The organism is Diaphorobacter caeni, from assembly GCF_015354245.1.
Classification (GTDB): domain Bacteria; phylum Pseudomonadota; class Gammaproteobacteria; order Burkholderiales; family Burkholderiaceae_C; genus Diaphorobacter_A; species Diaphorobacter_A caeni.
The window spans coordinates 620,452-643,079 of sequence record NZ_JADKYZ010000003.1; the positions used below are offsets into that span (position 1 = coordinate 620,452).

General features: G+C 63.3%; 18 protein-coding genes. 7 read left to right on the forward strand and 11 right to left on the reverse strand.

What is annotated here, in order from left to right; genetic code table 11:
• Positions 1–29: 29 nt before the first annotated feature.
• On the forward strand, positions 30–1,358 hold the full coding sequence (hmgA, locus tag ISG32_RS10540) for a homogentisate 1,2-dioxygenase (RefSeq protein ID WP_194770942.1): 1,329 nt from the start codon (positions 30–32) through the stop codon (positions 1,356–1,358).
• Positions 1,359–1,436: 78 nt separating this feature from the next.
• Positions 1,437–2,705, forward strand: a complete 1,269-nt coding sequence (gene fahA, locus ISG32_RS10545) for a fumarylacetoacetase (protein WP_194770943.1) — start codon at positions 1,437–1,439, stop codon at positions 2,703–2,705.
• 19 nt (positions 2,706–2,724) lie between these two features.
• Here the strand turns inward: fahA and ISG32_RS10550 are convergent, their stop codons facing one another.
• Together ISG32_RS10550 and ISG32_RS10555 are read right to left on the reverse strand one after the other, a co-directional pair.
• Positions 2,725–3,048 (reverse strand): tetratricopeptide repeat protein, encoded by a 324-nt coding sequence (locus ISG32_RS10550; RefSeq protein WP_194770944.1) that lies wholly within the window; start codon positions 3,046–3,048, stop codon positions 2,725–2,727.
• Between the two features lie 68 nt (positions 3,049–3,116).
• Entirely contained in the window at positions 3,117–4,655 is a 1,539-nt protein-coding gene (locus ISG32_RS10555) for an aminotransferase-like domain-containing protein (protein WP_194770945.1), read from the reverse strand.
• Positions 4,656–4,887: 232 nt separating this feature from the next.
• Between ISG32_RS10555 and ISG32_RS10560 the strand changes: the two genes are divergently transcribed.
• On the forward strand, positions 4,888–5,256 hold the full coding sequence (locus tag ISG32_RS10560; RefSeq protein WP_194770946.1) for a hypothetical protein: 369 nt from the start codon (positions 4,888–4,890) through the stop codon (positions 5,254–5,256).
• 549 nt (positions 5,257–5,805) lie between these two features.
• Here ISG32_RS10560 and ISG32_RS10565 read toward each other — a convergent pair.
• The 6 genes from ISG32_RS10565 to ISG32_RS10590 all read right to left on the reverse strand — a co-directional run bounded on the left by ISG32_RS10565 (position 5,806) and on the right by ISG32_RS10590 (position 13,610).
• The gene (locus ISG32_RS10565) at positions 5,806–6,714 is read right to left on the reverse strand and encodes a DMT family transporter (RefSeq protein WP_194770947.1); all 909 of its coding nucleotides are present in this window, start codon (positions 6,712–6,714) and stop codon (positions 5,806–5,808) included.
• 359 nt (positions 6,715–7,073) lie between these two features.
• Positions 7,074–7,757 carry an ABC transporter ATP-binding protein gene (locus ISG32_RS10570; protein WP_194770948.1) on the reverse strand — a complete coding sequence of 228 codons (684 nt, stop codon included), beginning with the start codon at positions 7,755–7,757 and terminating at the stop codon, positions 7,074–7,076.
• 4 nt (positions 7,758–7,761) lie between these two features.
• Positions 7,762–9,372, reverse strand: a complete 1,611-nt coding sequence (locus ISG32_RS10575; RefSeq protein ID WP_228529743.1) for an ABC transporter permease — start codon at positions 9,370–9,372, stop codon at positions 7,762–7,764.
• Positions 9,373–9,469: 97 nt separating this feature from the next.
• Positions 9,470–10,507, reverse strand: coding sequence for a Fe(3+) ABC transporter substrate-binding protein (locus ISG32_RS10580; RefSeq protein WP_194770949.1), 1,038 nt, complete (start codon positions 10,505–10,507; stop codon positions 9,470–9,472).
• Positions 10,508–10,794: 287 nt separating this feature from the next.
• Positions 10,795–12,630, reverse strand: a complete 1,836-nt coding sequence (locus ISG32_RS10585) for an acyl-CoA dehydrogenase (RefSeq protein ID WP_194770950.1) — start codon at positions 12,628–12,630, stop codon at positions 10,795–10,797.
• 95 nt (positions 12,631–12,725) lie between these two features.
• The gene (locus ISG32_RS10590; protein WP_194770951.1) at positions 12,726–13,610 is read right to left on the reverse strand and encodes a LysR substrate-binding domain-containing protein; all 885 of its coding nucleotides are present in this window, start codon (positions 13,608–13,610) and stop codon (positions 12,726–12,728) included.
• 148 nt (positions 13,611–13,758) lie between these two features.
• Here ISG32_RS10590 and ISG32_RS10595 point away from each other — a divergent pair, with 148 nt between their 5' ends.
• Positions 13,759–14,727, forward strand: coding sequence for a Bug family tripartite tricarboxylate transporter substrate binding protein (locus ISG32_RS10595; RefSeq protein WP_228529709.1), 969 nt, complete (start codon positions 13,759–13,761; stop codon positions 14,725–14,727).
• A 12-nt stretch (positions 14,728–14,739) separates the two neighbouring features.
• Entirely contained in the window at positions 14,740–15,678 is a 939-nt protein-coding gene (locus ISG32_RS10600; protein ID WP_194770952.1) for an alpha/beta hydrolase, read from the forward strand.
• Between the two features lie 274 nt (positions 15,679–15,952).
• On the opposite strand, the gene ISG32_RS10605 is transcribed toward ISG32_RS10600, so the two are convergent.
• The 3 genes from ISG32_RS10605 to ISG32_RS27890 all read right to left on the reverse strand — a co-directional run bounded on the left by ISG32_RS10605 (position 15,953) and on the right by ISG32_RS27890 (position 20,174).
• The gene (locus ISG32_RS10605) at positions 15,953–17,128 is read right to left on the reverse strand and encodes an acetyl-CoA C-acyltransferase (RefSeq protein WP_194770953.1); all 1,176 of its coding nucleotides are present in this window, start codon (positions 17,126–17,128) and stop codon (positions 15,953–15,955) included.
• Positions 17,129–17,189: 61 nt separating this feature from the next.
• Positions 17,190–19,292, reverse strand: coding sequence for a 3-hydroxyacyl-CoA dehydrogenase NAD-binding domain-containing protein (locus tag ISG32_RS10610; RefSeq protein WP_194770954.1), 2,103 nt, complete (start codon positions 19,290–19,292; stop codon positions 17,190–17,192).
• Positions 19,293–19,724: 432 nt separating this feature from the next.
• Positions 19,725–20,174: a helix-turn-helix domain-containing protein gene (locus ISG32_RS27890; RefSeq protein WP_194770955.1), complete on the reverse strand. Its 450-nt coding sequence runs from the start codon at positions 20,172–20,174 to the stop codon at positions 19,725–19,727.
• 3 nt (positions 20,175–20,177) lie between these two features.
• Here ISG32_RS27890 and ISG32_RS10620 point away from each other — a divergent pair, with 3 nt between their 5' ends.
• A complete protein-coding gene (locus tag ISG32_RS10620; protein ID WP_194770956.1) occupies positions 20,178–20,426 on the forward strand; it encodes a DNA-binding protein in 249 nt (82 codons plus the stop codon).
• Positions 20,427–20,730: 304 nt separating this feature from the next.
• Positions 20,731–22,605, forward strand: coding sequence for a Mu transposase C-terminal domain-containing protein (locus tag ISG32_RS10625; protein WP_194770957.1), 1,875 nt, complete (start codon positions 20,731–20,733; stop codon positions 22,603–22,605).
• The last annotated feature ends 23 nt before the right edge of the window (positions 22,606–22,628 follow it).

Here is a 22,628-nt window from a genome sequence, read left to right on the forward strand (position 1 = left end):
GCAACACACAGGAATGAGGACACCCATCCATGTCAACAGACAACGCAACGCTTTCCTACCAGAGTGGCTTCGGCAATGAATACGCGAGCGAGGCGGTGCCGCACGCGCTGCCTCGGGGTCGCAACAGCCCGCAGCGCGCCCCGCTCGACCTCTACCCCGAGCTGATCTCGGGCACCGCGTTCACCGCACCGCGCCACGAGAACCGCCGCAGCTGGATGTACCGCCGACAACCCTCGGTCGTTGCGGGCCGTTACCAGCCTTACACGCAGGCTCTGTGGACCACCGGCGGCGACAAGAACATGGCGATCGCGCCCGAGCCGCTGCGCTGGCACCCCATCCCCTTCGAGCCCGGCGTGGAGCAGGATTTCGTCGACGGCATGCGCACGCTGGCCGCCAACGGCGACGCCGAGTCGCAGACCGGCATGGGTTCGCTCGTCTACCTGGCCACACGCTCGATGGAGCAACGCGCCTTCGTCAATGCCGATGGCGAACTGCTCATCGTGCCGCAGCAGGGACGCCTGCGCATCACCACCGAGATGGGCTTGCTCGAGGTGCAGCCCGGCGAGATCGCGCTGATTCCGCGCGGCGTGGCCTTCAAGATCGCCCTGCCCGATTCGGACGCCGGCGCAGGTCCTTCGCGCGGCTATGTCTGCGAGAACTACGGGGCGCAATTTCGCTTGCCCGAGCTTGGTCCCATCGGCTCCAACGGTCTCGCCAATGCACGCGATTTTCTGGCGCCGGTGGCCGCGTTCGACGAGCCCGCCGAGCCGCACGAGCTGATCAAGAAATTCGGAGGTCGCTTCTGGCGCGCGCCCACCAGAAGCTCGCCTTTCAACGTGGTCGCATGGCACGGCAACCTGGCGCCGGTGAAGTACGACACGGCCCACTTCATGACCATCGGCTCGATCAGCTTCGATCATCCCGATCCGTCGATCTTCACCGTGCTCACCTCGCCAAGTGACACGCCCGGCACGGCCAACTGCGACTTCGTGATCTTTCCGCCGCGCTGGCTGGTGATGGAGAACACCTTCCGCCCACCGTGGTACCACCGCAATCTGATGAGCGAATTCATGGGCCTCGTCTACGGCGAATACGACGCCAAGCCCGGAGGGTTCAAGCCCGGCGGCGCGAGCCTGCACAACTGCATGGTGCCGCACGGCCCCGACGAGGAGGCTTTCGACAAGGCCAGCCAGGCGGACCTCAAGCCCCAGAAGCTCGACAACACGCTGGCCTTCATGTTCGAGAGCCGCTACCGCCTCGTGCCCACCGCCTACGCGATGAACCAGGCGCCGCTCGATCAGGACTATGCGGATTGCTGGGCGGGCCTCAAGGACCAGTTCAACGCGGATGCCGGCTGAGATCGTGTTGACGATCTCTACACGCTCTGAGCGCGCCGCCTCCCATTCACAAAGACTTTGAGAACGAGAGAAGAAGCCATGTACGCAATCGACGCAACCCACGACCCCAAGCGCAGAAGCTGGGTGGAATCCGCCAACGTGCCCGGCGCGGACTACCCGATCCAGAACCTGCCGTTCGGGCGCTTTCGCCCCGCAGGCAGCGCACAGGCCTATCGCATCGGCGTCGCCATCGGCGATCAGGTGCTGGACCTGCGCGCGGCCGGGCTCATCGACACCGACGACATGAATGCGCTGATGAACGCCTCGGCCGCCGAACGCGTGCATCTGCGCACCAAGATTTCGGACGGACTCGCCGCGCACAGCGCCAGTCAGGCCGCCTGGCAGCGGGCCCTGCATCCGCAGAGCGCCTGCGAGTACACGCTGCCCTGCCGCGTCGGTGACTACACCGATTTCTACACCGGCATCCACCACGCGACCACGGTCGGCAAGCTGTTCCGCCCGGACAACCCGCTGATGCCCAGCTACAAATGGGTGCCCATCGGCTACCACGGCCGTGCGAGCTCACTCGTCGTGAGCGGCACCGCCGTCAAGCGCCCGAACGGCCAGACGCTCGCGCCCGACGCCAAGGCACCCGTGCTCGGCCCGTCCATGCGCCTCGACTACGAACTGGAGCTCGGCTATTACATCGGTCGCGGCAACGCGCAGGGCCACCCCATTTCCATTGACGACGCCGAGGCGCACCTGTTTGGCGTGGGCCTGTTCAACGACTGGTCCGCACGCGATCTGCAGGCATGGGAGTACCAGCCGCTCGGCCCGTTTCTGTCGAAGAATTTCTCGTCCACCGTCGCTCCATGGATCATCACCATGGAGGCGCTCGCGCCCTTCCGCGCCGCGTTCACCCGCGCCAAGGACGATCCGCAGCCGCTGCCCTATCTGGACGGATCGAAGAACCGCGAGCAGGGTCAGCTCGACATCCAGTTGGAGGTGCTGATTCAGACCGAGCGCATGCGCGAAGCGGGTGAAGCGCCGGTGCGTCTCACGCTCGGCTCGGCGCACGACGCCGCCTACTGGACCGCGGCCCAACTGGTGGCGCACCACACCGTCAACGGCTGCAATCTCCAGCCCGGCGATCTGCTCGGATCGGGCACGCTGTCGGGACCGACCAAGGACTCGGCCGGATCGCTGCTGGAGCTGACCTCGGGCGGCAAGACCACCATCCGCCTGCCCAACGGCGAGACGCGCGGCTTTCTGGAGAACGGTGACACGCTGATCCTGCGCGGCTGGTGCGAACGCGACGGCGCGGTGCGCATCGGTCTGGGCGAGGCCGTCGGCACCATCCAAGGCTGAATGATGGGAGACAGAGCGCTCAGGCGCTCTTGTCCAGCCTTCGCAGAAACACGCCCAGTTCCTTGACCACCTGGGCGTCGCCTCGCCCCTCTGCGCAGGCAAGGCCCCGGTTCCATGCATCGCGCGCGCCCTCCCTGTCGCCAAGTTCGAGCGCCGCCTTGCCCAGAAATTTCCACGCCACCGAGTACTGGGGATCGAGCTCCACCGCGCGCTGCAGATGCTCGCGTGCCCGCTCGAACTGCTCCGCGTCGATGTAGTTCTTGCCAAGCGTGTAGCGCAGCAGCGAGGTCTCCTTGCCCGAAGCCAGCATGGTTTCGAGTCGCTGGGTCATGTCAGTGGTCATGTTGGTGGTCTTGATGGTGGCCGTTCGATTCAAACAATGTCGATGTGACTCAGCGCGTGTTGACGATCTCAGGTCCGCGCCGGCAGGCCCAACTGCTCGTGCATCAGGCGACCGAGCACGCGGTAAGCATCCTCTATCTGTGCAGTGAACGGCATGCCGCAGGATAGGCGCAGAAAGTGGCCGTAGTTTCCGGTGTTGGAAAACATGTCGCCCGGCGCGGTGCGCACACCGAGCGCCAGCGCGCTGTCGTAGAGCCTCGCGCTGCTGATGCCCTCGGGCAGCTCGACCCAGATGCTCAGCCCGCCTCGCGGCAGACTCAGTCGTGAACCAATGGGAAAACAGCGCGCGACCGCCTGCGCAGCCTGCTCGCGCTGCTCTCGCAAGGCCTTGCGGATGCGCGCCAGATGGCGCATGTAGAACGGTGTGCCGACCGTGCGCGCACCCAGCAGCTGCGGCCACAGCGGCATGTTGCGCGAGCGCGAGAACTTGATCATCTGCACCTTGTCGTGCCAGCGTCCCGCGTTCATCCAGCCAAGGCGCAGGCCCGGCGCAAAACTCTTCGACAGCGATGCGCAGTAGATCACCGTGCCGTCCACATCCCAGGCCTTGCAGGGCCGATGCACGCCGGGGTCCTCGACGAATTCGCGATAGATGTCGTCCTCGATCAGCGCCACGCCGCGCTCCGCGCACATGGCGACGATGCGCCGCTTGTGGCTGTCGGGCATAGTGGCGCCCTGAGGCATCTGCAGGTGCGGCACGACGATCACGGCCTTGAGGTTCGGGTAGCTGCGCAGCGCCAGTTCCAGCGCCTCCAGCGACATGCCGGTGTGCGGGCTCGACGGAATCTCCAGCGCCCGCAGCCCGCGCGCTTCCACCGCCTGCACGATGCCGTAGAACGTCGGCGACTCGATGGCCACCATGTCGCCCGCCTGCGTAAGCGCATCGAGCGCGAGGTTCACCGCCTCTGAGTTTCCAAGCGTAGCGGCGATCTGCGTCGGTGGAACCCTGATCCCGAAGGTCAATGCATAGCGCGCCATCGCGGCCTGAAAATCCGGGTGCGTGTACGGTGCGGAAGGCCCGTGCACCAGCAGATCCGGCTGCTCGCGCAGCAGCGCGATCGCCTGCCGGTTGAGAAATGACGAATCGAACAGTTCGGGCGCAGGCATGGCGCTGCCGAGATCGGCCTTGAACGTGCCGATCAGCCGCGCCTTGTTCAGATAGTCCGAGATGCGGTCGCCGATGCTCTCGAAGGTGTTGGCGTGCGCGTCAAACGGCACCAGCGCCTGCGGCTCGCGCGCGGTCGGCATGTCGAGCGTCTGCCCGCGCACGAAGTAACCGACCCGCGCACGCGCCTCGATGAGCCCACGCGACTCCAGCTCCCGCAGGATCTGCAGCGCGGTGGTGTGGCTCACCTCATGACGCTGCCGCAGCTCGCGCACCGAAGGCATGCGCTCCTGCACCTTGAGCACGCCCGCGTGGATGGCTTCGGCATAGTGCTCAGCCCAGCGCTGGTACAGATGCGCTGCAGGCAAATCACTGCCCGATGCGCCGTCGTGCAGCGCGGATTCGATGGCCGTAGCCGCCTCCGTCAACAGTCTGCTGTCCATGATGTATGCGCCGATCCTTTGCTTTTTCAAGCGTCGCCAGCCCGTCATTCTGCCGATTGCGGCGATGGACGAACAGATACAGATTCCATGCAAATCGACCATAACAGATAAGCGCAGACCATACTGTTCTGTTGCTCTCTTGCTTGGTGTGTGCCTGTGCGGATCAGGCCCTGAAACCTAAAGTTGTGACCACTCCAACCTCCGTTTCGACGTTGGAATTCAAGGAAAGATCATGGACACAGCAAGCCCAACCTCCACCTTCGTTTTGAAACGCGGCCAGCCCCCGCAGATGCTCTGCGTGTCGGACGTGCAATCTCTGCGCTGCACCCACGGCGCCCTGCAGCTGGAATGGGAACAGAGCGGCGTGCTGTTCCAGCATGTGCTCTACGGCGGAGGCATGCAGTGGGAGCCGCACGGGGTGCCGGCGGGTACGTGGGTGCGGCTTGCTGTCATCGGGCGTGCTGACGCTACGCTGGTTCAGGAGTCTTTGATTTCTTATTCTGGTCGTGGGGAGATTCTTTCGCTGCTGATTCGTGTGCTTGCTGCTTTGCTGCATGTACCTGTGTTGTTAGCTGCCAAGCTGAGCGGTCGTTTGGGTTGATTTTTTCTGCGGCTGCTGAAGGGGTGGAGGGCGGAGGCCGGGACTGCCCCCGGCTGGGCAGTCACTTTTTGCTTGCGCGCAAAAAGTAACCCAAAACGCGCTTTCAATACCTCCGGCGGAACTCGCTGCGTTCCTTCGTCACTCCGCTCGGACAACCGCCGGAAATCAGTTTTGAAGAGGTGGTTGCGGCACTTCGCTGCGCTCGTGCCGGGGTGTTTGTGGAGTTGGGTTGGGCGACCCATGCCCGTTGCTCTTTTGAAGAAGTTGATCCAGCGAGCAAATCAAAAATCGCGCAGCGCGGGCGCACCAGCATCTCGCGAAGTCGCGAGATGCCCGGCACGAGCGCAGCGATGTGCCGAACACACCTCTTGGTTAAGCACTAGCTCGCGGCGGTTGTCCGAGCGGCGCGCGCAGCGCAAAGCGAGTTCTGCCGCGGGTATTCAAAAGCGCATTTTTGGTGACTTTTTGGGCAAGACCAAAAAGTTACTCCGCCGCCGGGCGGAACTCCCGGCCTCGAACCCAAAACCCCCAGCAGGAGCAAAAAAATCCCTACCTCACGGATAAGCGAGAAGGCTTCCGGTGCACCACCACCACCCCCACCAAAATGCACACCATCCCCGCCACGACAAGCGCACTCATCGCATTGCCAAGCAGCAAAAAATCCAACCCCGCCGTCACCGCCGGCACCAGATAAAACAAGCTCGTCACATTGACCAGATTCCCGCTCTGGATCAGCCTGTAGAGCAGCAACTGCGCGAACACCGACGTGACGATGGCCAGGAACAGCACGGGCAGCCAGAAGCCCCAGTTCATCTCCCAGCGCAATGGCTGCATCTGCGCGAACAGCAGGCAGACCAGCAGGGTCATGACGTACTGCAGCGGCAAAACCTGCTGCGGCGATTGCTGCACGCGCTTTTGCAGCAGCGAGCCTGCGGTGATGCACACGAGCGCACCCAACGCGAAGGCCATGCCTGCAGCGTCCAGACCGGTGCGCATGAGGCTTTGCCAGACGACCATCACCAGACCCGCCAATGCGAACAGCAGACCGCACAGACGCATCAACGTGAAGCGACGCTCCAACAACAACAGAGTCAGTACGGGCTGCACGCCGAGGACCACGGCGAGCATGCCTGGGGTGATGCCCATGGACATGGACTCGAAGTAGCAAACCGAGTAGCCCGCGATCATCACCAAGCCTGCGATGGCTACGCTTTTGCGAGTGCCGGGTGCGGGGAGCCATCTACGCGGATTGCCGATCACCGCCAGCAGCACGAGCAAGGCGATGCCGTATCGGGCAATGAGCACGGCGGAGGCGCTGCCGTGGTCCAGCGCCCAACGCGTGACGATGGCCGAGCTGCCCCAGAGAATGACGAAGGCGCACGCGGCAGCGGCGCCCGACCAGGCTCCGAAGCGTTGGCTCACGGAATCGAGTTTGAATGAAGAAAAAAAAGAAGACATGAAAAATCTCACCTGCTGTCCAGAATGGAAAACAAAGCAGGTCACGCCAACGTGCGCGATCAGGCACGACGCATGCAGTCAATGCATGCGTCCACGCGAGCCAGCGCGAATCAAAAAAAGAAAGGGCGTGACCGGACCATCAAACCGCGACGGACCCGAGAACGGGTGGCGGATTGGCAGCGACCGCAACGGGAGGTGGCGGCGCCAGGGTCATGGCAGGTGGAGGCGTATTGGGAGAATGATCAAAGCAGCGCACATGCGCGCCGACCGGAAGGATTCCGGTGGCTGGGCAGTCAGAAAGGAATGCGATGCGCGTTGACGACATGCGGCCAGTATAGGGCATGCCCCTCCGCGATCGATCAGTGCGAACCCGGGTGCGGCACGCCGTCTGCCAGCGGGTGCATCACGAGCATGGAGTCGGCCATGGTGCGCGCCTCGTGCTCGTTGTGGGTGACGAGCACGGCCGTCTGGCCCGTCTGCTTGAGGATGTCCCTGACCTCGATGGTGAGGCGTTCTCTCGTGGCCGCGTCGAGGTTGGAGAATGGTTCGTCGAGCAGCAGCAAGGCGGGCGACGGCGCGAGCGCGCGCGCCAGCGCCACGCGCTGCTGCTGACCGCCGGAGAGCTCATGCGGGTACTTCTTCGCCGCGTCGCGCAGACCCACGAGCGCGAGCAGTTCATCGCAGCGCGCCTGCTGTTCGGCATGGCTCTGCCGGCGAAGGCCGAAGACCACGTTCTGCGCGACCGTGAGGTGCGGGAACAGGCCGTATTCCTGGAACATCATCCCGACATACCGCTTCTCGGGCGGCAGGTGAACGGATGCCGACGACAGCACCGTGTCGCCCAGCCGGATCTCGCCGCCCTGCACCGGCTCGAAACCCGCAATCGCCCGCAGCACCGAGGTCTTGCCGCAGCCGGAAGGCCCGAACAGACAGGCGATGCCGCCCGATTCAACCGCAAGCGCGAAGTCGCGCACAACCGGGTGCGGGCCGCGCGGCGTGTCGTAAGAAAGGCTCAGGTGATCGATTCGCAGGGCGGCCGTCATGTCGTCATTCCGGGTGATTTTCCAAAGTGGGCGCGCTCGGCTGCAGCTGGGTGCGCGCAAGCAGCACCACGGGCAGCAGGCCCGCGACCACGATCAGCAGCGCCGCGACAGCGCCCTCTTCATACGTGCCGCGCGCGGCCTCCGCGTACAGCCAGGTGGCGAGCGTATCGAAGTTCGCGGGGCGCAACAGCAGCGTGGCGGGCAGCTCCTTCATCGCATCGACGAACACCAGCAGCGCACTGGCCGCGATGGCAGGCCTGAGCAGCGGCAGGTGCACGCGCAGCAGCGTGCCAAAGGCCGTCTCGCCGAGCAGGCGCGATGCCTGCTCCAGCGTCGCGGGAATGCGCTGCAGACCGGACTCCAGGCCGCCCACGGGAATCACCAGAAAACGGATGCCGCAGGCCACAACCAGCACCACGCCAAGCGCCATCAGGGGCAGGCCCGGTAGATTCAGCAGGCGCGCGATGCCGCCGTCCAACGCCAGCGCAGGCGTGAGCAGACCAATCGCCAGCACCGTGCCGGGAATCGCATAGCCGAGCGTAGCGACGCGGGCCTGCCAGCGCGATGGCGCGCGCGTGCTCACGCCGTTGCGCGTGGCCCAGGCGACGATGAGACCGGCGATCACCGTCACGACCGTCACGCCAAGCGCGAGCGTGAGCGTGTTGGCAAGACTCGCCCACAGCCCCGCCGAAACGCCCTGCCCCTGGCTCAGTCGCTTGTAGCTTTCCCAGCACAGATACATGGCGGGTGCGACGAATCCGATCAGCACCGGCACGGCGGTGAACAGCGTGGCGAGCCACGCCCGCATGCCGTGCAGTCGCTCGGGCTGAATCGCACGCATGCGCTGCGCCGAGCCGTAGCGCTGATGGCGGCGCGCATGGCGCTCCATCCACACCAGCGCGACAACGACGAGCAGCATGGAGCACGCGATCTGTGCGGCTCCGGCCAGATCGGTGCGGGTGATCCAGGTGGTGTAGACCGACACGGTGAGCGTGTTGACGCCCAGAAATTCGGACGCGCCGATGTCGTTGAGCGTCTCGAGCAGCGCAAGGCTCAGGCCCACCGCCAGCGCGGGTCGCGCCATCGGCAGCGCCACGCGGCGAAACGCGCCCCAGCGGCTCTCACCGAGCATGCGCGCAGCTTCCATCAAGTGCGCGGGCTGCGTCATGAACATGGCCCGCGCCGTCATGTAGACATAGGGGTAGAGCACAAAGCCGAGCACGAACACCGCGCCGCCCATCGAGCGCAGATCGGGCAGACGCCATTCACGGGGACTGCTGTAGCCCAGCATCCAGCGCAGCGCGCCCTGCACCGGGCCGATCGGATGCAGCAGGTCGAGATACGCGAACGCGACGATGTACGCCGGCATCGCCAGCGGCAACAGCAGCGCCCAGTGCAGCAGCTTTCGACCGGGAAAATCATGCGCGCTGACCAGCCACGCGCAGCCGGTGCCGATGACCAGCGTGAGCACGCCCACGCCCGCCATCAGCAGCGCGGTGTTGAGCGCGGCATCGGGCAACACGTACTGCACCAGATGCGTCCAGTGCGCCCAATCGGCACCGAGCGCAAGCCAGATCAGCGACACCACGGGCGCAAGCACGCCCAGCGCGATCAGCACTGATGTGCCCTGCCACAAAGCACCAACGGGACGCCGGCGAAATGCCGAGCGCCCCGTCACGGGTGTTGAGTCAGAAAGCGGGATCGTGCTCGCCTCAGCGGTCAAAGCCCACCTTGTCCACCAGCGCGCTCGCCTGCTTGCGGTGCTTGGCGATTTCGGTCAGCGGCAGCGGATCGATCTTGAGCTCGCCGATGGACTGCGCGACCACCGGATCAAGCGCCACACCCTTGCGCACCGGGTGCTCGTAGTTGGCCTGTGCGTACATGTTCTGCGCCGGCTCGGAGACCAGGAACTCCAGCAGCTTGACCGCGTTGGCACGCTGCGGCGCGTTCTTGGCGACCGATGCGCCCGAAATGTTGACGTGCGTGCCGCCGCTCTTTTCGTTGGCGAAGGTCGGCTTGATCACCTTGATCGCATCGCCCCACTTGCGCGCGTCCGTGCCTTCCTTCGAGGCCTTCATATGGCCCACGTAGTAGGTGTTGGCCAGGCCGATGTCGCAGATGCCGCCGAGGATGTCGCGTGCCACGTCTCGGTCGCCGCCGGTGGCCTTGCGCGCCAGATTGTTCTTCACGCCGCGCAGCCACTGCTCGGTCTTGGCCTCGCCGTCATGCGCGATCATCGCGGCCACCAGAGCCGTGTTGTAGGGGTGCTGGCCCGCGCGGATGCAGACCTTGCCCTTCCACTTGGGGTCGGCCAGATCTTCATAACGGAAGCTCTTGAGCGGCAGATTCTTCTCGGCATACAGCACGCGCGCCCGCATGGACAGCGTGTACCACGAGCCATCCGCACCGCGCAGGTTGGCAGGAATCGCGGATTCGAGCACGGCGGACTTCACCGGCTGCGTCACGCCGCCTTCGACCAGATCGAGCAGATTGCCCGCATCCACCGTCATCAGCACATCGGCGGGTGAGCGTTCGCCTTCGGCCTTGACGCGCTCGAGCAGGCCGTCCTTCACGAACACCGTGTTCACCTTGATCTTGCTTTGCGCCGTGAACGCGGCCAGCAGCGGCTGGATCAGCGCGGGTTCACGCGTCGTGTAGACCGTCACCTCGTCGGCCGCGGCCTGAGCGGAAACGGCTGCCGTGGCGGCCAGCGCGGCCACCGTCAAAGCGAAAGAAAAACGATGCTTCATGTCGAGTCCCAAAGTTGTTGTGAGCGCCATTGGCGCAGCGTCCACGAGGAGCGCCTGTCAGCGGAATGCTGCGAATGGTAATGGTTCTCAACACAACCGCCCGGACTAACCCCTAGACAGCGAGGGCTCAATCGTCCGTACCGAGGGCAAATCAGCTACTCAAGGCGCACCGAACTTCACAATGCACTGAAACTCTCAAGCGCCGATTGAGAGCGAACATGCAAGCCACGCGAGAGCGGCGGGACGAGCGAAGCGACTCACCCCTCCAGCCATCCGTCAGCCATCCTTCAGAACGCATCGACGGCCATGTCCGCACAGGTCATGTCGCGCGTCCGCGCCACCTCCAGCCACGCGCCGATCTTCGGCAGTTCGTAGCCGAAGAAATAGCGCATCGCGCTCATGCGTCCGGCGTTTTGCGGATCGGCGAGCGACGCGTCCTTCTCCAGCACGCTGCACGCCACATCCAGCCAGATCCACGCGATCACCATGTGACCGAAGCCCTGCATGTAAGGCACGGCGTTGGCGAGCGCCTCGTGCGGATTCTCATGGGCCCATGCGGCCTTGGTGACCGATCCCACCTCGGCGAGGGCGCGCGCCAGCGCATTGGCATGGCCCGCAAGCGCGGCGTGCGCCATGGCCTTCTGGATGGTGGCGTTCACCGTCTCGGCCAGCAGTTTGAGCCCCGCCCCGCCCTGCATGCGCACCTTGCGCCCCAGCAGGTCGGCGGCCTGGATGCCGTGCGTGCCCTCGTGAATCATGTTCAGCCGGTTGTCGCGCCAGTACTGCTCGACCGGAAAGTCACGCGTATAGCCATACCCGCCATGCACCTGAATCGCGAGCGAATTCGCTTCCAGACACCATTCGCTCGGCCAGCTCTTGGCAATCGGCGTGAGCACTTCGAGCAGCAGTCTGGCGCGCTCTGCCTCGTCCTTGGGCGCCGTGCGACCTTCGTCCACCAGCCGCGCGCAATACAGATTGAGCGCCAGCGCCCCTTCCCCATACGCCTTCTGCGCCAGCAGCATGCGCTTCACGTCGGCGTGCTCGATGATGGGCACGGGTGACTGCGAAGCGTCCTTGCCACCCTGCCCCACGGGCCTGCCCTGCGTGCGGGTCTTCGCATAGTCGAGACTCGCGCAATAGCCCGCAAGCCCCAGCATCGTCGCCGCCATGCCGATGGCGATGCGCGCCTCGTTCATCATGTGGAACATGTTCTTGAGGCCCTCGCCCGGCTGGCCGACCAGATAGCCGATCGCGCCCGCCCTGCCCCGCACAGGGTACTTTCCTTCACCAAAATTCAACAGCGTGTTGGTCGTGCCACGCCAGCCGAGCTTGTGGTTCAGCCCCGCGAGCGCCACGTCATTGCGCTCGCCGGTCAGCTCGCCCTGCTCGTTCACCAGGCGCTTGGGCACGATGAACAGCGAGATGCCCTTCACGCCCGCCACGAGCTTGCCCTGCTCGTCGGGGATCTTGGCCAGCACCAGGTGCACGATGTTCTCGGTCAGCTCATGCTCGCCCGCACTGATCCACATCTTGTTGCCACGCAGGCGATAGCGCGCACCGAGCGCGTCGCTCTCAAACCCTTCGCCATCGGGCTCGGCACGCGTGGCGATGTCGCTGAGCGACGATCCCGCCTGCGGCTCCGACAGCGCCATCGTGCCCGCCCAGCGCCCGTTGAACTCATTGGCCGCAAACACTTGCCGCTGCACGGGCGACCCCGCCACCAGAATCGCATTCGCGTTCGCAGAAGTCAGCATGCTGGTGTTGATGCTGACCGACGCACTCGAAAAGAACCCATTCGCCGCCGCCTCCACCACGTAGGGCAACTGCATGCCGCCCAGCTCATAGTCCTGCGCGGCACTCAGCATCCCGCTCTCCGCATAGGCCAGCCGCGCGTCATGAGTGCACTGCGGCAGAACCACCCGCTCGCCATCGAAGTGCGGCTCCTGCACATCGACCGTGCGATTGAATGGCGCGAACTTCTCCCGCGCGATGCGCTCGCAGGTGTCGAGCACCGCATCAAAGGTCTCCCGCGAGTGATCCGCAAATCGCTCACGCGTGGTCAGCTTCGACACATCGAGCCAGTCATGAAGAAGAAAATCAGCGGTGGTACGCAAGTGGCTCATGGCGAATCAATCCAACGAATAACGGTGTGCAGACATTGCCCGCGAAGAATAACGAGATGCGCGGATTCGGACGAGCAACGGCAGTCGCCTGTGTGTCATTCGTGCATCCGCTTTGCCGCGTTCCTAAGCGCATCCAGCACAGCCACCAGCGCCAGACTGGGCTCCCGTGCATCCCACACCATGCCGATGGGCCCGACGTTGGAGCTCAAGCGCAAAGCCAGCGCAGAGAGCAGGCGGCGAGCCTGATTGCGCCGCGCCGCCGCGCCTGAAAGCACGCCGATGGCATCGGTGCGCCGCAGCACCTCCTCGGTCACGGTCGTGGAAGCCGACTCCAGCCATGCGCGCGGCGGCGCCAGCCCATGATCGAGAAAGCTCGCATCGAGCGCGCGGCGCAACGCGGTCTCCGGTGGCGGCAGCACCCATGGACAGTCGCGAACATCGCTCCAGCGCAGCGTGCGCTTGCGTGCCAACGGATGACCGGTGCGCACGACGACGGCGTGCAGATCATCGAACAACGTCTCCTGCAGCAGTCCACCGCCAAACGCGCGTTCGTCGAGACGACCGACCAGGATATCCAGTTCGCTGCGCTCGAATCGAGTCCACAGACCCGCGGCAATGTCTTCGACGATCTGCAGGTGGGGGCCGCTCGGCTCCGACTGCATCTCGACAATGGCCGCAGGCACCAATTCCACCGCTGCCGCAAGCATCACACCCATGCGCACGCAGCCGGTGGCGCCGACAGACACCGCGCGCAACTCGTCGCCAAGCGCATGCGAATCGGCCACCATGCGGCGCGCGTGCCGCCGCACCGGTGCCAGATACGCCGTCGCGCGAATCTGCCTGCCGCGCACGAACAGAGGTACGCCGAGCGCGGCTTCGATTTCGGACAGCCATTGGGACACGGCGGGCTGTGTGCTTCCGAGCGCATCGGCAGCTGCAGTGATGCTGCCGCAGCGCGCAATGGCCAGCAACACCTCCAAGTGCCGCAGCCTCAGACGCCGGAGGTTCAAAGCAAAGGCAGAATCTTCCATCATAAAAATCCATGAAAGCAAATGAATTTACGGCTGGATCATTATGAAAGATCGTCGCAACATGGCAAGCATGACGATCCCCGTCAAGGAGTGTTCCATGCGAAACGTGATTACCCTGACACTGCTGGCTTGCGCCTCTCTCACCGTCCACGCGCAGGCGGCCAGTTGCCCGCCAGAGCGTCCTATCCGGCTGGTCGTGCCGTTTCCTGCGGGCGGCGGCACGGACATCATCGCGCGCAAGCTCGGCGAGCATTTGCGACAGGACCTCAAGCAGACCGTCGTCGTGGACAACCGCGCCGGAGCCAGCGGCAACATCGGTGCTGACCATGTCGCGCACTCCGCGCCCGACGGCTGCACGCTGATGCTCACCGCCGCCCCGTTCGCGATCGCTCCAGCGGTCTTCAAGGGGCTGCCGTTCGATCCAGTCAAGGACTTCAGCGCCGTTGCGAAGATAGCCTCCGTGCCGCTGCTGATCGTGACCCGCGCAGATTCGCCGCTCAGGGACCTCTCCGATCTGGTCAATGCAGCCAAGCGCAGGCCAGATGGCATCAGCTACGGGACCTTCGGCACAGGCGCACCGCCCCATCTCGTAGGCTCTCGCATGCAGCAACTCGGGGGCTTTCGCATGACGCATGTGCCCTACAAGGGCGGCCAGGCCGCGCTGCCTGACATCCTGTCCGGCCAGCTGGACATCGCCATCATGGATGTCGTCTCGATGGCACCTCTGGTCCGCTCCGGGCGCTTGCGCGCGCTGGCCATCACCGGCTCCGAACGTGCTTCCGCACTGCCCGACGTGCCGACGCTCGCGCAGGCAGGAATCGCATTCGACACTGTCGGCTGGTACGCCGTGTTCGGCCCGGCGAAGATGAGCGCAGCCACCATCACTCGGCTCAACCATGCTGTGAACCTCGCCATGACGCAACCCGAAATGCGCAAATCCGTGCTCGACAGCGGAGCCCTTCCCATCGACCCCGCACCCACCGCAGCGCAATGGCAAGCCGCGTTCAACGAGGAGGTCCGCATCTGGGGGCAGATCGCGCAGGACGCGCACATCACGCTCGACTGACGACATTCAAGCTTGCCGCAAGAAACCATGAACACATTGCATCCAACATTCTCGACCGCCGCAAAAAACGCTGCTGCGGCATCGATTCAGGAACTGCGCGACGTCCCCTACTCCAGCGCGCTGATCGGCTGGAGCAGCGGCGCACCACGACCACGAACCTTGACAATGAACGTCTATGTGCCGCCCGCCTCCCCTGAAGGCGCGAAGCGTCCCGCGCTGGTGATGGCCTTCGGCGGAGCCTTTCATCGCGGTTGCAAAGAAGACGACAGCTTCGAGGCGGAGGGCCGAAACACCGCTGTGGCGGAATACTGCCGTCGATTCGCGGAGCGTGGCTTCGTCACTGCTTCCATCGACTACCGACTGGTCACCGAAGACCCCGATCCCGGCACCACGCCCGTCATCGGTCACCCCGAAAACATCCCCACCTCGCGCGTATCCTACGTGCGCGAACTGCTGGGACTGCCTCCCGCCACCCCGCAAATGCTCGGTGCCGGCATCGAAGCCGCGAGCGACGACATGGCGAGCGCCATCGCCTTCATCCACCGCATGTCCGACACATGGCATATCGACCGCCACCGCGTCGTCGCGGGCGGCTTCTCGGCAGGCGCACGCACCGCGCTGAACGCCGCATTCGGCGAGAAAGCCCCGGTAGCGGCCGTCATCTCGTTGTCAGGCTACATCGACATCCACGACCTGAACCGGCATGCACCAACAGGAGCCCAAGCCCCGGCAGTACTGCTGATCAACGGATCCCACGATCTCGACTACATCGTGCACAACACCCCGGCAATGGTCCAAAGCCTGCAAACCCTGGGCATCCGCCATCGCCACGCTGTGGTGAATGAGGCGGGGCATTTTTACGACCGTAACGCACGACTCACCTGGCAGGATGGCCATGAACCATGCACCGTTGAGCAGGCCATCGCCACATTTCTGAAAGATGTGCTGTGACCACGGCATTTCTTCGCACCCGCATCGAAAGCAGCAGAACCGTGAGACAGGCAGTGAACCCGAATCACACCCCACCTGCAAGACAGGCCACCAACCAAGCGTTGAAGGCTCAAACGGTACTGTTGGGCAGCAAGCCTTAACAACGTTAACAACGATGCATGGCGGCCTCCAAACGACCGCTCATCCACCACCGACCCGTTTCATCTGACCAAGAAAAAAGCCGCTTGCGTCAAAAACACAAGCGGCCTTCAAGCGGTCAGCGAGAAGAAAAGAATCAGAGCACTTCAAACACTCCCGCCGCGCCCATGCCACCTCCGATGCACATGGTCACGCACACGCGCTTGGCGCCGCGGCGCTTGCCTTCGATGAGGGCGTGGCCGGTCAGGCGTTGGCCGCTCAGGCCGTAGGGGTGGCCCAGCGCAATGGCGCCGCCGTTCACGTTGAGCCTGTCGGCGGGAATGCCCAGCTTGTCGCGGCAGTAGATGACCTGCACGGCGAAGGCCTCGTTGAGTTCCCAAAGGTCGATGTCATTGACCGTAAGACCCAGCTTCTTGAGCACCTTCGGCACGGCGAAGACCGGCCCGATGCCCATTTCATCAGGCTCGCACCCCGCCACCGCGAAGCCGAGAAAGCGGCCCAGCGGTTTGAGGTTCTTGCGGCTCGCGTAGTCCTCGCTCACCACCACGCAGGCACCCGCGCCGTCCGAGAACTGGCTCGCGTTGCCGGCCGTCACCACGCCACCCGGCAGTGCGGATTTCAAGCCGCTGATGCCTTCCTTGGTCGTGCCTTCGCGCAGGCCTTCGTCCACGCTCAGCGTCACTTCCTTGGTGATCAGGCCCAGGGTCTTGTCGACCACGCCGGCCGTCACGGTGATCGGCGCGATCTCGTCCTTGAACAGACCTGCGACCTGTGCCGCGCATGCTTTCTGCTGGCTGCCCGCACCGTATTCGTCCATCGCGTCGCGGCTGATGCCGTAGCGCTTGGCGACCTGTTCCGCCGTCTGCAGCATCGACCAGAAAACTTCCGGCTTCTGCTTGGCGAGTTGCGGGTCGACCATCATGTGCTGGTTGATCTCCTGCTGCACGCACGAGATGCTTTCCAGCCCACCGGCCACGTACGCGTCGCCCTCGCCCGCGATCACGCGCTGGGCGGCGAGCGCGATGGTCTGCAGTCCGGAGGAGCAGAAACGATTGACGGTGAGTCCGGAAACGCTGACCGGCAGACCCGCGCGGATGGCGATCTGGCGCGCGATGTTCTGGCCATCGGTGCCTTCAGGAAAGGCGCAGCCCATGATCACGTCTTCAATGTCCGCGGCATCGATGCCCGCGCGCTGCACGGCGTGCTGCACCGCGTGGCCGCCGAGCGTGGCGCCATAGGTCATGTTGAGGGCACCCTTCCAGCTCTTGGCGAGCGGGGTGCGGGCGGTGGAGACAATCACTGCGGAGGTCATTGCAATATTCCTTGTGTTCTATGCGTAGATCGGATGGAAGCGCTCAAGCTGCTCCGCGTCGTCATTCAAACGTCTTGCCTTGTGCGGCCAGATCGACGATCAGCCTGGACGGTGCCCACGCGTTGGCGTCGTCGTGCGGATTGCGCGCAAAGCGCTTCATCGCCTGCACCACGTTGAACAGCCCCACTTCGCCCGCATAGTGCATCGGGCCGCCGCGCCAGATCGGGAAGCCGTAGCCGGTGAGGTAGACCATGTCGATGTCACCGGACTTGGAGGCGATGCCTTCCTCCAGAATCTTCGCGCCTTCGTTGACCAGCGAGAAAATCAGGCGCTGCACGATCTCGTCATCGGAAATCTTGCGCGGCGCGATGCCCTGCTGCGCACGGTAGTCCTCGATCATCTTGAGCACCACGGCGCTCGGCTTCGCGTCGCGCTTGCCGGCCTCGTAGTCGTACCAGCCTGCGCTCGTCTTCTGGCCGAAGCGGCCCATCTCGCAGAGCAGGTCGGCCGTCTTGCTGTACTTCATGTCGGGCTGCTCCACATAGCGGCGCTTGCGGATCGCCCAGCCGATGTCGTTGCCCGCCATGTCAATCATGCGGAACGGCCCCATCGGGAAGCCGAACTTCTCGATCGCCTTGTCCACCTGCTCGGGCGTCGCGCCTTCATCGAGCAGAAAGCCCGCCTGCTGGCTGTAGCGCTCGATCATGCGGTTGCCGATGAAGCCATCGCACACGCCCGAGACCACCGCCGTCTTCTTGATCTTCTTGCCCAGCGCCATCACGGTCGCGAGCACGTCCTTGGCGGTCTTCTCGCCGCGCACCACCTCGAGCAGCTTCATCACGTTGGCCGGGCTGAAGAAATGCATGCCGACCACGTCCTGCGGACGCTTGGTGAACGAGGCGATCTGGTTCACGTCGAGCGTCGAGGTGTTGGACGCCAGGATCGCGCCCTGCTTGGCCACTTCGTCGAGCTTGCTGAACACCTGCTCCTTCACGCCCATGTCCTCGAACACGGCCTCGATGATCAGATCGCAGTCCTTGAGATCCTCATACGCGAGCGAGGTCGACAGGAGGGCCATGCGCGCCTCGTACTTGTCCTGCTTCAGCTTGCCCTTCTTGACCTGCGCTTCGTAGTTCTTGCGGATGATGGCGATGCCGCGATCCAGCGCGTCCTGCTTCATCTCCAGAATCGTCACGGGAATGCCCGCGTTCAGGAAATTCATGCTGATGCCGCCACCCATGGTGCCCGCGCCGATCACGCCGACCTTCTTGATGTCGCGTTTGGGCGTATCCGATGGCACGTCGGGAATCTTGGACGCAGCGCGCTCCGCAAAGAACAGATGGCGCAGCGAGCGCGACTCGGGCGTCATCATCAGGTTCAGGAACAGCTCGCGCTCGGTCATCAGACCGTCCTCGAAATTGCGCGAGGTGGTCGCGGCCTGCACCGCGTCCACGCACTTGAGCGGCGCGGGGAAATTCTTGGCCATGCCCTTGACCATGTTGCGCGCGAACTGAAAATACGCCTCGCCCTTGGGGTGCTTGCAGGGCAGATTGCGCACCAGCGGCAGCGGACGCGCATCGGCCACCGAGCGCGCGAACGCCAGCGCCTCGTCGGCCAGCGACTCCTTGGATGCCGTCAGCTTGTCGAACAGCTTCTGCCCGGGAATCATCGCGAGCATGTCGCTCTGCACCGTCTCACCCGTCACGATCATGTTGAGCGCAGGCTCCACACCGATCACGCGCGGCAGACGCTGCGTGCCACCCGCGCCCGGCAGAATGCCGAGCTTCACTTCCGGCAGCGCCACCGCGCAGCCCGGAGCACCCACACGATAGTGGCATCCCAGCGCCAGCTCAAGCCCACCGCCCATGCACACCGTATGGATCGCAGCGACCACCGGCTTGCTGCAGTTCTCCAGAGCGCGGATCACCGAATGCAGGTTCGGATCCTGCAGCGACTTCGGCGTGCCGAACTCCTTGATGTCGGCCCCGCCCGAAAAGGCGCCACCCGCTCCCGTGATCACGATGGCCTTGACGGACGCATCGTCTTCCGCCTTCGCCAGCCCATCCACGATGCCCTGCCTCGTTGCCAGGCCCAGACCGTTCACCGGTGGGTTGTTCAGGGTGATCACAGCCACGTCTCCGTGGACTTGGTACTCAGCCGTCATTGCTGTTGCTCCTCGATTTGGAATAGAGAGAAAACGAACGGTCGTCCGATTTTTGGCGAGTCTAACGGGACTGCGCGACGTGATTTGTCTCAATCGGGACAATGGCGAATGGAATGGCGAAAATGGCGCGCCGAATGGCGCGCCGCGCGCTTTTGTGGGGGTGTACCCGTTTTGGCACGGTGCAAAGACCCGGAAAAAGAGCCTAATCCATTGATGTGCCTAGACTTTTTCCAGCAACGCAGAATGAGCTGGTTTGCACCGGCCTAGGGCATGAAAACGGTCAGTTTGAGCGAGTTTTGGCACAAACCGACCAATCTGTAGCGCAATGTGAGCAGCCTTCCTCATGGGGGCAGATTCGGCGGAACGTCCATGCAGCGTGTCGCACCCAAAAATCGAAGGTACGACGCTCGGTGCGACATAAGGTGCGACGCCCTATTCTGGGTAGTCTTTCCGATCACTGTGTACTAGCGTAGCTAGCAGCAACACGTTCTCGACCACATCACGCAGCTTCTTCGGCAGCGCTCTGTATCGCTGGATCAGCATTTCGTCCTCAGTCGTGATACGCCTTGCCTGCAGGGGTCTATAGCCCGTTAGGAGAACGTCGAGATCAATACGTAGGTTCCACGAAAGGCGGCTTAGGTACTCAGCATCAGGCACTCGCGCAGCGCTCTCATATGCAGTTTGTGTCCGTTTGCTCACACCTGCCAATGTCGCAAAGTTGTCTAGGGTTAAGCCAGACTTCTGCCTCGCAGCCTTAATACGTAGCGCTAGACCAGCACGCCATTCCGCATCGGCCAAACCCGGAGGGTCATTTTCGACCCTCTTTACATGGTCATTTTGTTCCATCATAATGGCGTCACTTTGTTCCACAACTAGGTGCATGCTATGGCAAAAATTCGAACTAAGGAAGAGGCTCGGGCTGAGTTTGAAAGGCGAGGCCTAAGCATTCGGGCATGGGCTCGAATGAATGGACTGGATTCAGCAACCGTCTACAACTTGCTGTCAGGCCGCAAAGTCGTTGGCCTAAGAGGGGAGTCCCACAAAGCGGCCGTCCTGCTTGGACTTAAAGAGGGGGTCGTCTCCCAAGGCGAACCGCTCACGCCTTTGTTCTTGCAGGCTGAGGAAGCCTGCTAAGGCAGCGAGTGCAACAGTGGCGCAACCTGTTCAATCGGTAGATCTGGCACGGATTGCCCAGGCACTGGGCATATCAAAGCGGAGTGCTGAGAGGAAGGCAATCCGCCTCTCTTGGCCATATGTTGAAGTTGACGGCAATGGTGGAAAAAAGCGTCTCTTCACCATCAACCAGCTACCAGAGGAGGTGCGTGCCCGATTGCACAGGCTAGAGGCTGGGGCGATTGTTGAAAAGCTAGATACCGAGAGTCCAATCGCCCCTTGCTCACAGCAAATCAGCACCACGCCTCCCCGGCCTTGGGGCGCAATGGAAGAAACCGAGCACAGCCGTGTCATTCGCGATGCCCGCCAAGCTGTCCGCACCGCTGTCCTGCGCCTGCAAGAGCAAGCCGGATGCTCACTGAAGCGTGCCGTCGTCACGTTCCTCACGCAGGCCCAAGCGGGCAAGCTGGATACGGACGTGGCCGCAGCAATGCTCGCCATGGCGCGCGATGGCCGAGGCCGCAAGAGTGCGACTTTGACCGCAGGTTTCCCTTCTGAGCGAAGTCTGTTTCGATGGCTTGCCGCCGAAGACCTCACACCCAAGAAGCCCCAGCGCGATATGCAGGCCAAGCCCTGGATGTGGGTCGCAGCGGAGCTATTCGCACGCCCGCAAAAGCCCACCCTCAAATGGGTGCACGAGCAACTGGAGGCCAACTGGAATCCATCCTGGGGCGAGTGCATCAGCTACGACACGTTGGCGCGCTTCTTTCGCGACAAATACAGCAAGCTCGACGCATTGAAGGGCCGCCATCATGGCAGTCGTCTGCGATCCCATTTGCGCTATCAGCATCGCACGGCGGACGGGCTTGAACCTTTTATGGAAGTCCATGCCGATGGCTGGACTACCCATTTCACAGCACCTCATCCAGTCACTGGTGAGTTCGTGACGTATGAGGTCTGGCATTTCCATGATCTGGCGACGCGCTACGTCACGCCCCCAGCCATTGGGCAATCAGAATCGACCGAGGTCATTCTCAAGGGACTGGAGAACTGCATCCGCTTCGGCGGTGTGCCTGCCGTTTGGCAGACCGACAGCACCGGCAGCGTCAAGAATCGCAAGGTCGAATATGACCCGATCTCCGGTCTTTCTGCCCGCTCGGGCATCACCATCGTGCATCCGCAGGAGGTTGGCAACAGCCAGGCCAACGGCATCTGCGAGAACTACAACACTTACCTCGACCGTGAGGCGCGCGAGCTGGCAACCTACCAGGGCGCGGGAATGGATGCACTGGTTCACAGACGCGTCAAGAAACTCACCGAGAAGATGGTAAAGGCCGCTCGTGCCGGTAACGTGAGCGAACGCGATTTGCTCAAGCGTCAGGCTCAAACGCAAGGCAAGGGCATCGTGTTCGGCAGCTTCGAAGAAGCCGTGGCCTGGATCAACGGCAAGGTACACAAGGGCAACAACACGCCGCACTCTAGCCTGCCCAAAATCAAAGACCCGGCCTCCGGTCGCATGGTGCACATGACGCCGCAGCAAGCCCTGGATGCCGCAAGAGATGCAGGCTGGAAACCCGTTGTCAAGGATGAATCCAGTTTGATCGATATGTTCCGCATCCATCTACGCAAGACTGTCACGCGGGAAACGGTCAGCCCCTTCAACGGGCAGCGGTATTACCACCCTGTTCTGGGGGATTTCAACGGCGAAGAGGTCATGGTCGCCATCGACACGATGGACGGCACTCGCGTGTGGGTCAAGGATCTGGATGGACGAATGCTGTGTGAAGCGACCTTCATGGAGGCCACGGGCTATCGCAGCCTGAGCCTCTACGAGTTCGCCTTGGAGAAACGTGCAAATGCACAGATTCGTCACAAAGAACAGCAGATCGAGCAGATTGAACGCCGGATGGCCGCCCCTGCCTTGGAGATGCCCCAGGGCGCTCGTGTCCTTCCCGCGTCCATCGCGTTGCATCCTGTGTTGCAGCCCATTGCAGCGACACCTGTTGCACAAGAGCCAGTGCCACAAGAAAAGGCTGAATTCAGCGACTTGGCCATGCAGTTGTACGGCGACGAAATTGAAGAGCAAGACCGCGCAGCAAGGGCTGAGCAGGACACACGGCTCAACGCACTCACAAGTTTGGAGGAACTCTCAGAGGACGCATTCCGAGAGAGTTCCGTAAAGAAGGTGGCCGGGAACTGATAGCACTCATTTCCCAGCCGTGT